The 12332-nt window shown below is 69.2% G+C and carries 12 protein-coding genes; 10 read left to right on the top strand and 2 right to left on the bottom strand.

Translation table 11 applies throughout. The features are described from left to right. Positions 1-69: 69 nt before the first annotated feature. The 4 genes from CFB39_RS35225 to CFB39_RS35210 all read left to right on the top strand — a co-directional run bounded on the left by CFB39_RS35225 (position 70) and on the right by CFB39_RS35210 (position 3840). The gene (locus CFB39_RS35225) at positions 70-2022 is read left to right on the top strand and encodes a HAMP domain-containing sensor histidine kinase (protein WP_256991531.1); all 1953 of its coding nucleotides are present in this window, start codon (positions 70-72) and stop codon (positions 2020-2022) included. Positions 2023-2206: 184 nt separating this feature from the next. Further along, complete coding sequence (locus CFB39_RS35220) at positions 2207-2578, top strand: CidA/LrgA family protein (protein ID WP_089429982.1); 372 nt, start codon at positions 2207-2209, stop codon at positions 2576-2578. Continuing rightward, a complete protein-coding gene (locus CFB39_RS35215) occupies positions 2575-3309 on the top strand; it encodes an LrgB family protein (protein WP_089429981.1) in 735 nt (244 codons plus the stop codon). The genes CFB39_RS35220 and CFB39_RS35215 overlap by 4 nt, the downstream gene beginning before the upstream one ends. 225 nt (positions 3310-3534) lie before the next feature. Then, positions 3535-3840, top strand: coding sequence for a hypothetical protein (locus tag CFB39_RS35210; RefSeq protein ID WP_069249854.1), 306 nt, complete (start codon positions 3535-3537; stop codon positions 3838-3840). A 91-nt stretch (positions 3841-3931) separates the two neighbouring features. Here the strand turns inward: CFB39_RS35210 and wrbA are convergent, their stop codons facing one another. After that, complete coding sequence (gene wrbA, locus CFB39_RS35205; protein WP_039355294.1) at positions 3932-4534, bottom strand: NAD(P)H:quinone oxidoreductase; 603 nt, start codon at positions 4532-4534, stop codon at positions 3932-3934. Between the two features lie 61 nt (positions 4535-4595). After that, positions 4596-5321 (bottom strand): pirin family protein, encoded by a 726-nt coding sequence (locus tag CFB39_RS35200; RefSeq protein ID WP_089444529.1) that lies wholly within the window; start codon positions 5319-5321, stop codon positions 4596-4598. A 128-nt stretch (positions 5322-5449) separates the two neighbouring features. Here CFB39_RS35200 and CFB39_RS35195 point away from each other — a divergent pair, with 128 nt between their 5' ends. The 6 genes from CFB39_RS35195 (at position 5450) to CFB39_RS35170 (ending at position 12241) form a co-directional block, all read left to right on the top strand. Further along, positions 5450-6367 (top strand): LysR family transcriptional regulator, encoded by a 918-nt coding sequence (locus tag CFB39_RS35195; RefSeq protein WP_089476432.1) that lies wholly within the window; start codon positions 5450-5452, stop codon positions 6365-6367. A gap of 94 nt (positions 6368-6461) precedes the next feature. Beyond that, positions 6462-7583, top strand: a complete 1122-nt coding sequence (locus CFB39_RS35190) for a Fic family protein (RefSeq protein WP_089476431.1) — start codon at positions 6462-6464, stop codon at positions 7581-7583. 243 nt (positions 7584-7826) lie between these two features. Then, positions 7827-8024 (top strand): DUF3311 domain-containing protein, encoded by a 198-nt coding sequence (locus CFB39_RS35185; protein ID WP_085040323.1) that lies wholly within the window; start codon positions 7827-7829, stop codon positions 8022-8024. An 84-nt stretch (positions 8025-8108) separates the two neighbouring features. Then, positions 8109-9503: a sodium:solute symporter gene (locus CFB39_RS35180; RefSeq protein WP_089476430.1), complete on the top strand. Its 1395-nt coding sequence runs from the start codon at positions 8109-8111 to the stop codon at positions 9501-9503. Positions 9504-9539: 36 nt separating this feature from the next. Next, entirely contained in the window at positions 9540-11207 is a 1668-nt protein-coding gene (locus CFB39_RS35175; RefSeq protein WP_089476429.1) for an amidohydrolase, read from the top strand. Beyond that, the gene (locus CFB39_RS35170) at positions 11204-12241 is read left to right on the top strand and encodes a GTP-binding protein (RefSeq protein ID WP_089476546.1); all 1038 of its coding nucleotides are present in this window, start codon (positions 11204-11206) and stop codon (positions 12239-12241) included. Before CFB39_RS35175 ends, CFB39_RS35170 begins: the two co-directional genes overlap by 4 nt. Positions 12242-12332: the final 91 nt, after the last annotated feature.

Raw genomic sequence — 12332 nt, 5'->3', positions numbered from 1 at the left:
GTCGGCCGGGGCGGCGCGTTCGTCCGATGGAGAAGGCTGTGCGCATCCTGTGCGCATCGAGCCGGCATCGTGAACCTCCGCGGCCTCTCCATCCGGCAGCGAATGCGGGCCGGCTTCGTGCTCGTCGTGATGCTGACGGCAGTCGCGTGCGGCACGAATCTGTGGGAAAGCTATCGGCAGTATCGGCGGGGGATGCTCGACCTGCGCGATTTCGCGCTGGTCGAGTGCGTGATGATCGCGTCGAACCGGATCTCGGCCGAACGCTGGCCCGCCAACCGGTTGCTGGCGCTGCGGCGGCGCGATTCGGCCAAGGAGGCGCAGGCCGTGCGCGATGCGCGCGCGCAGACGGACCAGGCGCTCGATGCGCTGCGAGACGACCTCACGCGGGCGGAGGCGCTCGGGGCATCCGAGCGCGGGGCCGCGCTGCACGCGCTCGCGTCGCTACGCGCCGGGCTGGCCGGCGCGCGCGGCGAAGTCGATGCGCTCGCCGCGCGGCCCGCGGCGGCGCGTGCGACGTGGCAGGTGCAGGCCGCGCAGGACCGCATGTTCGCGGCCGCCGACGATCTGGCGGCGCTGACCGGCGTCGTGATGGCCGGGACGGCGATGCGTCATCCGGACACGGCCGGCGCGCTGGTCCTCGCGCGCCTGCTGGGCGACCTGCGCGAATACACCGGCCGGCTGGGCGCGCTGTTCGTCGCGCCGCTGGTGAGGAATGAGGCGCTCGACAACGACCGGCTGGCGCGCATCCTCCAGATGCGCGGGCGCATCGTGCAGCTCCGCGCACTGATCGCCGGCGCGATCGCACCGGCGCTCGAGGACGCGACGCTGTCGAATGACCTGGCCCGGCTGAACGACACGATGGACGGCAGCTTCCTGCCGCTCGTGGCCGCGACGCTTCGCGCAGGGCGCACGGGCACCTATGCGATGAACGCGGAGGATTTCGCGTCGCGGATCATGCGCGACCTCGACGCAGCGGCGCGGTTGCGCGACCACGTGCTCGACCTCACGCGGGCGCGCGCGGTGGCGCTGCGCGATGCGGCGCGCGTCCGGATGACGCTGTCCGGCGCCGAGGCGGCGTGTTGCATCGCGATCCTGTTCCTGCTCGTGCGCGGCACGCAGCGGACGCTGTCGAAACCGCTCGATGCGCTGAGCCGGCGCATCGTCGCGTTGAGCGAGGGCGACGTATCGCCGATCGTCCGGATTCCGGGCACGAGCCCCGAGATCGCGCACGTGAACGATGCACTGGACGCGCTGCGCGGCGCCTACGTCCATCGCACGCTGCTCGAGCGGCAGCGCAACGACATGCTGACGCTGTTCTCGCACGACATGCGTGCGCCGCTCACGTCGGTCATCGTGCTGGTGAACGCGCCTGCCGCGTGCCCGCCCGACTGCGCGCTGCGCGAGCGTCTTCACGAGATCGGCGGGCTGGCGCGTCATACGCTCGCGATGGCGGACGGTTTCGCGCAGGTGTCGCGGGCCGAGGCGGGCGAGTACGCGTCGGAGCTCGTCAACGTGGCCGACCTGATGAATCACGCACGCGACGAAATCTGGCCGCGCGCGCGGGACAAGCACATCGCGATCGAGGACGTCCCGTCGTGCGACGACGCGCTCGTGCACGGCGATCCGGCGCTGCTGTCGCGTGCGCTGGTCAATCTGCTGGGGAACGCGGTCGACTACAGCGCGGCGCATACCCGCATCGCGTGCAGCGTCGAACTGGCGGACGACGGTGCTTCGGTACGCTGCGTGATTCGCGATGACGGCTACGGGATCGCGGCCGAGGATCAGGCGCGCCTGTTCGAGCGTTACCGGCGCTTTCGTCTGCCGGGACAGCCCGACACGAAGGGTGTCGGGCTCGGCATGGCGTTCGCGAAGGCGGTCGTCGACCGGCACCGCGGCGAGATCCACGTGCGCAGCGCCCCGTGGCGGGGCACGACCGTGACGATCACGCTGCCCGTGGCCGGCGTAGCCGGCCACGCGCACGACCCGGGCAGGGCGATGTCGGCCGAACCGGTGCCGGGATGATGCGTGGCGGCGGGACGCCGCACGCCGTGCACCCGGTGGTGTCTTCCCGCAGCCGCACGCGGCGATGTTCGATGGCGCGTGAAGTTGGTACGATCGCGCGTATCGTTCACGCCGGCGCCGCAAGCCGCCGGCCATCGGTCGCGCGGCCGCCCGGCAGCGCGGCCCCGTTCGGGAGAAGCGGTTCATGCTGCAGGCGTTCGCGGTCTTGCTGACCTTCCAGTGTCTCGGGGAAGGCGTGTCCTACCTGTTCGGCCTGCCGGTGCCGGGCCCCGTGATCGGCATGCTGCTGCTGTTCGGCTTCGTGATGCTGCGCCCGCAAGTGGCCGACGCGATCGAGCCGACCGCGCTCGAACTGCTGCGCCACCTGTCGCTGCTGTTCGTGCCGGCCGGCGTCGGCATCATGGTGTCGGCCGACCGCGTGCGCGGCGATGCGGTCGCGGTCGTCGTCGCGCTGGCGGTGAGCACCACGCTCGCGATCGCGGTGACCGCGCTCGTCACGCGCGCGCTGCTGCGGCGCCAGCGGCGCGCGGGCGGCGCGGCGGAGGGCACGCGATGACGGCCTTCCCGACACTCGGCGCGATCTGGGTCTATCTCGCCGCGACCCCGCTGCTGGGCCTGACCATCACGCTGATCGCCTATCTGTTCGCGCAGGCCGTCTATGCGCGGGCGCGCTTCAACCCGCTCGCGAACCCGGTGCTGATCGCGGTCGCGCTGATCGTCGTGCTGCTGACGATCACCCGCACGCCGTATCCGACGTATTTCGAAGGCGCGCAGTTCGTCCACTTCCTGCTCGGCCCCGCGACCGTCGCGCTCGCGCTGCCGCTGTACCGCCAGTGGTCGAAGCTGCGGCGCGCCGCGGTGCCGCTGCTGGTCGGCCTGCTCGCGGGTTCGCTGACCGCGATCGTGTCGGCGGTGGGCATCGCGGCGCTGTTCGGCGCGTCGCACCAGACGATCGCGTCGCTTGCACCGAAATCGGCGACGACGCCGATCGCGATGGCCGTCGCGGCCGAAATCGGCGGGATTCCGTCGCTCACCGCCGTGCTCGTGATCTCGACCGGGATTTTCGGGGCGGTGTGCGCACGCGGGATCCTCAATGCGCTGCGGGTCGACGAACCGGCCGTGCGCGGCTTCGCGCTCGGCGTCGCGTCGCACGGGATCGGCACCGCGCGCGCGTTCCAGGTCAGCGAAGAGGCCGGCGCGTTCGCCGGGCTCGGGATGGGACTGAACGGCGTGCTGACGGCCTTCGTCGTGCCGATCCTGCTGCCGGTGCTGTCGCGCTGGATCTGAGCGCCGGCCGGGCCGGGTTATCGGTTTCCCTGATGGCGCCGGCGCGGCGTCGAAACGACGGTGCACGCCGTATGCATGTATCGTGGCCGTTATCAGGAGAATTCAGGAACGCACACGGACAACGGAATACTGATCGGCTAACGTTGCAACGGCGCCGATGTCGCAAGCGGTCGCGTGCGCGCCGGTGTTCGACCCACTATCAACAATCGACAAGGAGATCCGGCCATGAAGCAGTCTCGCGTGGTATCGGTGGCAGTAGCAGTAACGGCGTCGTTCGGTCTGCTGTTGACCGCCGCGCCGGCGGCATACGCGCAGGATCCGGCGTCCGCGCCGACGCAGAAGCAGCTCGACAAGGCGCAGAAGAAGGCGGCCCGCAAGGCCGCCCGGGCGCGGCATGCGTCGGACCTGAAGGCGATCGGCACGGGCAGCGGCTACCGGTTGACCAACGACCAGAGCAACTATCCGCAGAACGCCGCGCAGAAGGCGCCCGCGACGAAGGCGGCGCCGGCCGCCCCGGCATCGGGCCAGTAACGGCCGGAACCTCGGCACAGCGCGAACGGCGCCGGATCGACCGGCGCCGTTCGCGCATGTGCGGGGCGGCCTGAACCGCCGGGCCGCCGCGTTAGGACGCGAGCTTGCTCGCGATTTCCGCGACGTGCTTGCCCTGGTAGCGCGCGATGTCGAGCTCGTTCGCGCTCGGCTGGCGGCTGCCGTCCGCGCCCGCGAGCGTGGTCGCGCCGTACGGCGTGCCGCCGGTGATTTCGTTCATGTTGACGAGGCCGCTGCAGGCGTACGGCACACCCACGATCACCATCCCGTGGTGCAGCAGCGTGGTGTGGAACGACGTGATCGTCGTTTCCTGGCCGCCGTGCTGCGTGCCGGTCGACGCGAACACGCTGCCGATCTTGCCGACGAGCGCGCCCTTCATCCACAGGCCGCCGGTCTGGTCGAGGAACGTGCGCATCTGGCCGGCCATGTTGCCGAAGCGGGTCGGCGTGCCGAAGATGATCGCATCGTAGTCGGCGAGTTCGTCCACCGTGGCGACCGGTGCGGCCTGGTCGACCTTCACGCCGATCGCGCGGGCCTGGTCGACGGGAATCGTTTCCGGCACGCGCTTGAGCGTGACCTCGACGCCGGCCACCGATTTCGCGCCTTCCGCGATGTGCTGCGCCATCGTTTCGACGTGCCCGTAGGACGAGTAGTAAAGAACGAGTACCTTGGCCATGTTGCGAATCTCCGATTAAAAGGGCCCCGCGTTCAGCGGGGCCCGGTTTCCCGAACGGGCGTCATGCCCATTCGGCCGTTACTTCGACCGGACGCAGGTCGAACACCAGCACTTCGGCATCCTTCCCGTCGGCGAACGTCAGCGCCTGTTCGTCGCGGATGCGCACGCCGTCGCCTTCGCCGAGCGTCACGCCGTTGACCGTCACGCTGCCGCGTGCCACGTGCACGTAGGCAAAGCGGTTCGGCGCCAGTTCCAGCGTCGCGCGTTCATCGCCGTCGAACAAGCCCGCGTAGATCCGCGTGTCCTGCCGGATCTTCAGCGAACCGGCGTCGCCGTTCGGCGAGACGACGAGGGCGAGCTTGCCGCGCTTGTCGTCGGCCGTGACGTTCGTCTGCTGATAACGCGGCTCGGCACCCTTTTCGGCCGGCCCGACCCAGATCTGCAGGAAGTGGACCGGCAGTTCCGGCGAGTGGTTGAACTCGCTGTGGCGCACGCCGGTGCCGGCGCTCATCAGCTGCACGTCGCCCGGCACGATCACCGAACCGGTGCCCATCGAGTCCTTGTGTTCCAGCGCGCCGTCGAGCACGTACGACAGGATTTCCATGTCGCGGTGCGGGTGCGTGCCGAAGCCGCGACCCGGGGCGACGCGGTCGTCGTTGATCACCAGCAGGTCGGAGAAGCCGACTTGCTTCGGATCGTAGTAGTTCGCGAACGAAAACGTATGACGGGAGCTGAGCCAGCCATGCTCCGCACGGCCACGTTGGTTTGCTGCACGGATTTCGATCATGATTTTTGTTCCTCAAGACGCCGGACCTCGGAAGTGGGCCCGGCCGTTCGTTGAGATGAATCTTAGGTCAATCGATTTGACAAATAAATGGCTGTAGAGATAATGACTGTCGCTATGGAGTGGACAATATGGAATTGAACGATCTCAGGATCTTCGTCGCGACGGTCGATGCGGGCAGCTTCACGGCGGCGGCCGACCAGCTGATGCTGTCCAAGCAGTTCGTCAGCCGGCGCACGATGGCGCTGGAGGCGTCGCTCGGCGTGCGGCTGCTGCACCGGAACACGCGCAATCTCGCGGTGACCGAATCGGGTCAGGAGTTCTATGCGCGGGCGCAGCGGATCCTCGCGGAGATCGCCGACGCCGAGCAGGCGATGTCGGTGCGCAGCACCGAGCTGCACGGGTCGCTGAAAATCAGCGCGCCGCTGTCGTTCGGGATCACCCACGTGTCGCCGCTGATCGCCGAATTCCTGTCCGCGCACCCGGCCGTGCGGCTGAACCTCGACCTGACCGACCGGCGCGTCGACCTGATCGGCGAGGGCTTCGATCTCGTGCTGCGGATCGGCTCGCTCGAGGATTCGACGCTGATCGCGCGCCCGCTCGGCGCGTGGCGAATGGTCGCGTGCGCGAGCCCCGCCTACCTGAAGCGGCAGGGCACGCCGCAGACGCCGGCCGACCTCGCCGGCCATACGTGCGTGCTGTACGGGCGCGAGCGGCGCATCGGCTGGGAATTCCGGGTCGACGGCGCGGCGCGCACGTTCGACGTGCAGGGGCCGCTCGTCGCGAACAACGGCGAGGTGGTGCGCGACGCGGCGATCGCGGGGCTCGGCATCGCGCTGCTGCCGGATTTCATCGTCGGCGGGGCGCTCGACAGCGGCGCGCTCGTGCCGGTGCTCGACGCGTACGCGCCGTCGCCGATCACGCTCAATGCGGTGTTTCCGCAGCATCGGGAAGGGTTCGTCACGCTGCGCACGTTCATCGGGTTTCTCGCGGAACGCCTCGGCGACGCGGCGCCGGCCGCGAAGGGCGGGGCGGGCCGGGCGCGGTAGCGGGCCGGTTTGCGGGGAATAGGGGTGCTATTCTCCGCATGATTTGCGGAGAATATTGAGTCATGCGGTGAATCGGTGAGATAATCTCCGCATCATGAGCGGAGATTACACCTACATCTGGGAGTCGGCCGACTGGCCCGCGTGGCGCTTCGACCTCCCTGCACTGGCGACGCCACTCGCCGACGTCAGCCGGGCGCAAGGCATGCTGGCCGGGCGGCTGGCGGATGTCGGCCTGGCGCTGCGCGACGAGGCCAGCCTCGCCGCGTTGACGGAGGACGTCGTCAAGACCAGCGCGATCGAGGGCGAAAGCCTGAACGTGGCGTCAGTCCGGTCGTCGATCGCGCGCCGGCTCGGGGTCGATATCGGCGCGCTGGCGCCGGTCGATCGTCACGTCGAGGGCGTGGTCGACATGGTGCTGGACGCGACCGCCCACGCGGCGGCACCGGTCACGGACGCCCGTCTGTTCGGGTGGCATGCGGCGCTGTTTCCGACCGGCTATTCGGGGATGTCGCGGATCACGGTCGGCGGCTGGCGCACCGACGCCACCGGGCCAATGCAGGTCGTGTCCGGCCCGATCGGGCGGCAGCGCGTGCATTTCGAGGCGCCGCCCGCCGCGCGCCTCGCCGGCGAGATCGCCCGCTTTCTCGCGTGGCTCAATGCGGAGCCGGTCGAGCCGTTGCTGATCCGGGCCGGCCTCGCTCACCTGTGGTTCGTCACGCTCCATCCGTTCGATGACGGCAACGGCCGGATTGCACGCGCGCTCGGGGATCTGGTCCTCGCGCGCGCCGACCGCAGTCCGCAGCGCTTCTACAGCCTGTCGGCGCAAATCCAGCGCGAGCGCAACGCGTATTACGACGTGCTGGAGCGGACGCAGCGCGGCTCGCTCGACGTCACGGAATGGCTCGCGTGGTTCCTGACCGCGCTCGGCAGGGCCATCGACCACGCGCACACGACGCTCGACGCGGTGCTGGTCAAGGCGCGCTTCTGGCAGCGCTGCGCGGGTTTCGCGATGAACGAACGCCAGGTGAAGGTCATGAATCGCCTGCTCGACGGCTTCGAGGGGAAGCTGACCTCCACCAAGTGGGCGGCGCTCGCGAAGTGCTCGCAAGACACCGCGCTGCGCGACATCACGGAGCTCGTCGAGCACGGCGTGCTGCGTCGCTCGTCGTCCGGCGGCCGAAGCACGAGTTACGAGCTGATGCCGGTTAGCGGCTGACGCCGGCCCGGGTCATGACCGGTGGGCGCTGGCCGCGACGGAGCGCAGTCGGGTTGCCGCGTTGCCGCGTTGACCGGGCCGCGCCGGGCAATGGACCACTGGCCCAAGCGATTGCCCGCGTCTGGCACTATCCCGCGCCTTTTTGTCTTCGAATACTGGATTCGAGCCCGGATGTCGTACAGGCGACATCCGCCGCCCCCGCGTACGCCCCTTCCGTACGAACCCGCTTTCAAGGAGACACGCATGCTCAGGTACCTGATCGGCATCGGTATTCCGTATCTCGGCGTGATCGGCGTGCTGCCCTGGGCGGCTGCGCAGGATCGCTACGTGCTGGGCGTGCCGTTCATCTTCATGTGGATTTTCGCGTGGTTCGTGCTGACGTCCGGCTGCCTGTTCGCATGCTGGATGCTGTTCGACCGCCGCGCGAGCGGCGCTGCCTAGCGCACGCATCCGCTTCTCGCGGACCGCCGGCCGCCCGCGCTTTCCGGCGAACCCTACGCATTCCTTTCCTTCGCAGAGGTGCGCATGTCCACGGTCGTCTTCGCCGCGCTGATCGCGCTGTCGCTCTATCTCGCCATCCGATCCGGCCGCGGCCGCGGCAAGCAGAGCGTGCATGACTTCTTCGTCGCGTCGCGCCAGTTCGGCACGGCGCTCGTGTTCTTCCTGACCGCCGGCGAGATCTACAGCATCGGCACGATGGTCGGCTTCCCTGGCGGCATCTACGCGAAAGGGCCGACCTACGGCGTGTGGTTCCTCGGCTACATCCTGCTCGCCTACCCGATCGGCTATTTCGTCGGCCCGAAGATCTGGGAGGCCGGCAAGCGCCACAACGCGATCACGCTGCCCGACCTGTTCAAGGGCCACTACCGCAGCCGCGGGCTCGAGCTGGTCGTTGCGTGCGCATCGATCCTGTTCCTGATCCCGTGGGGGCAGCTGCAGTTCACCGGCCTCGTCGCGGCGCTCAAGGGGCTCGGCTGGCACGTCGAGCCGCTGTACCTGATCCTCGTGTGCGCGGCGCTCGCGTTCACCTATATCGCGATCTCCGGCGTGCGCGCATCGGCGTACATCGCGATCCTGAAGGACATCCTGATGCTGCTCGCGATCGTCGTGACGGGCGTGGCCGTCGCATGGCAGGTGGGCGGCGTGCATCCGGTGTTCGACGCCGCGAGCCGGCAGGTCAGCAACACGATGAGCGGATCGCAGCTGCGCTTCTCGATGAGCACGATGCTGTTCCAGTCGCTCGGCTTCTACCTGATGCCGTTCGCCGCGCAGAATTTCTTCACCGCGCGCGGGCCGCACGCGATCCGGCGCACGCAGGTCGTGATGCCGCTGTACATGCTGATGTATCCGTTCCTCGTGATCGCGTCGTACTACGCGATCACCGCGAACCTGACGCTCGCGTCGCCGAACGACGCGTTCTTCGCCGCCGTCACGCACCTGCTGCCCGGCTGGCTGATCGGCCTCGTCGCGGCCGGCGCCGCGCTGTCGGGGCTGCTCGTGCTGGCCGGCATCTGCCTCGCGATCGGGCCGATCGTCACGCGCAACCTGATGCCGAACCTGCCCGAGTCGCGCCAGAAGCGTGCGGCGAAATACGTGATCGTCGGCTACCTGCTGCTGTCGATCGCGACCACGATGCTCACGCCGAACCTGATGCTCACGCTGATCAACACCACGTACTACGGCGTCACGCAGTTCCTGCCGGGCGTGCTGATCCTGCTCGCGGGGCGCCGCGTGCGGCCTGTCGCGGTCGGGGCCGGGATGATCTGCGGCCAGGTGCTCGCGATGATCTTCTACGTGCTCCATGTCGACTTTGGCGGCATCAACCTCGGCCTCGTGTGCCTCGTCGTCAACGTGCTCGTCGTCGCGGCCGTGCATGTGATGCTGCATGGCCGTCCCGTGAAGCAATACGCCGTATCCTGACGCATCGGCGTTCCGCCGCAAGGAGAACCGCATCCCATGCCAGCATCCGCAACCCCGGCCGCACCCGTGACGGTGTTCACGGCGCGCCGCATCCTGACGATGAACCCGGCGCAGCCGTCGGCCACGCACGTCGCCGTGCGCGACGGCCGCATCCTCGCGGTCGGTGACGCCGCCGACGCGGCCACGTGGCACGCGCGGTTCGGCGCGTGCACGACCGACGACACGCTGCGCGACAAGGTACTGATGCCGGGGCTCGTCGAAGGGCATTGCCACCTGATGGAAGGCGCGATGTGGGACGCCGTGTACGTCGGCTACTACGACCGGCGCGGCCCCGACGGCACGCTGTGGCCGGGGCTGCGCTCGCTCGACGCGGTGCTCGAACGGCTCGCGGAAGCCGAGCGCGCGATGACCGACGACGGGCCGCTGCTCGCGTGGGGCTTCGATCCGATCTTCTTCGGCACCGCGCGGTTGACCGCGCACGAACTCGACCGCGTGTCGGCGCAGCGGCCGATCGCGATCCTGCATGCGAGTGTGCACCTGATGAACGTGAACGGCGCGATGCTCGCGCGCGCCGGCATCGACGAGGACACCGACATCGACGGCGTGACGCGCGATGCCGACGGCCGCCCGACCGGCGAGCTGCAGGAGTTCGCGGCGATGCTGCCGGTGTATCAGACGATCGGCGGCAAGCTCGCGATTTCCGCGAGCGAGAAGCCGCACGCCGTCTGGAACTTCGGGCGCGTCGCGCAGCTCGCGGGCGTGACGACGGCCACCGATCTCGTCAACGACCTGTCGGCCGACGGCAACCGCACGCTGCGCGAGGTCACCGCCGATTCCGATTACCCGGTGCGGATCGTGCCGGCGTTCGCGCCGCAGCGCAATCCGGCGCGCTCGGCCGACAGCGTGCTCGCGGAGATCGAGCGCAATACCGACAAGCTGCATTTCGGGCCGGTGAAGTTCATCGTCGACGGCTCGATCCAGGGCTTCACCGCACGTGTGCGCTGGCCCGGCTACGCGGGCGGGCAGCCGAACGGGCTGTGGCTGATTCCGCCCGCCCAGCTCGTCGACGTGTTCGAACCGTTTCATCGCGCGGGGCTGCAACTGCACGTGCATACCAACGGCGACGAAGCGACCGACGTCGTGCTCGACGCGATGGCGACGCTGCTCGCGCGCCATCCGCGCCCCGATCATCGCCATACGCTGCAGCATTGCCAGATGGCGGACGTCGCGCAATTGAAGCGCGTTCGCGCGCTCGGGATGTGCGTGAACTTCTTCGCGAATCATCTGTACTACTGGGGGGACGCGCATTACAGGCAGACCATCGGCCCCGATCGCGCGAACCGGATGGATGCGGCAGGCTCGGCGCAGCGGCTCGGCATTCCGTTCGCCTTGCATTCGGATGCGCCGATCACGCCGCTCAATCCGCTGTTCACCGCATGGTGCGCGGTGCAGCGCGAGACGGCGTCCGGGCGCGTGCTCGGCGAAGGCGAGCGGCTTGCGGTTGACGACGCGCTGCATGCGATCACGCTCGGCGCGGCCTATACGTTGCGGATGGATCATCTCGTCGGCAGCATCGAGATCGGCAAGTTCGCGGATTTCGCGGTGCTCGATGATGATCCGTCGGTCTGCGCACCCGCACGTTTGAAGGAGCTCGCCGTGTGGGGCACCGTGCTCGGCGGGCGCGTGTTCCGGTCGCCGCGATGAGTGCGCAAGGCGACGCCGTCGTGCCCGCCGGGGCTGCGCCCGCACCGATCGACCTCGCGGTGATCGGCGGCTATCTCGGCGCGGGCAAGACGACGGTCGTCAACGCGATCCTGCAGGCGCCGCATGGCCGGCGCATCGCGGTGCTCGTCAACGATTTCGGCGCGGTGAACATCGATGCGCGTCTCGTGCGGGCGCGCGGCGATGACGTGATCGAACTCGACAACGGCTGCATCTGCTGCACGATCGGCGGCGCGCTCGTCGATGCGCTGACGCGCGTCGCGACGCGCGACGTGCGGCCCGACCTGCTGCTCGTCGAAGCGAGCGGCGTGGCCGATCCCGCGAAGATCGCGCAGATCGGGCTGCTGAACGGTGCGTTCCGGCTGACGTCGGTGCTCGTCGTCGCCGACGCGCTCGCGTGGCGCGACACGCTCGCCGATCCGCTCGTCGGCGCGATGGCGCAGCGCCAGCTCGACGGCGCGGGCGCGATCGTCGTGACCAAGCTCGACCGCGTTGCGCCGGAACGGCGCGACGCGGTGCTCGACGACGTGCGCGCGTGGGCGCCGACCGACATCGTCGTCGCCGCGCGCCATGGCGAGATTCCGCTCGCGCTGCTGTTCGATGCGGCGGTGCCCGAGCGTGGCGCGATGCCGGCGGGTTTCGCGCGCTTGCACCGGGCGATTGGACATGACGCGATGCCGGCGTTCGCGAGCGTTACCGTCGCCGCGCCGGACGTGCTCGACAAGGCGCGGCTGCGTGCATGGCTGAAGGCGTTGCCGCGCACGATCCTGCGCGCGAAGGGCATCGTGCGCGTCGCCGATGCGCAGGGCGCGGTCGCCACGCGCGTGTGCCAGGTCGCCGCGCGGCGCATCCGGTTTTCGTCGATGGAAGACGAAGGGCTGGCCGTGCACGAAGGAGACGGCGTGATGGTGTTCATCGGCTTCATCGATGCCGCCGTGGAAGCCGCGTTGCGTGACGGCATCGTGCAATGCAGCGTGGCGACGTCGACGGTTGCGCTGACATCTAACGTCGATTGATCGGCGCCGCGCATTCGGGTTAGGCTTCGGCGAGCAACGGCATGCGCCGCATGCCGGGCCGGGCGTTTTTACCTCGAATGCCGCGTGCAGG

This window comes from Burkholderia sp. AU6039 (assembly GCF_002223365.1).
Taxonomy (GTDB): domain Bacteria; phylum Pseudomonadota; class Gammaproteobacteria; order Burkholderiales; family Burkholderiaceae; genus Burkholderia.
This window is presented reverse-complemented; position numbering and strand designations above follow the sequence as displayed.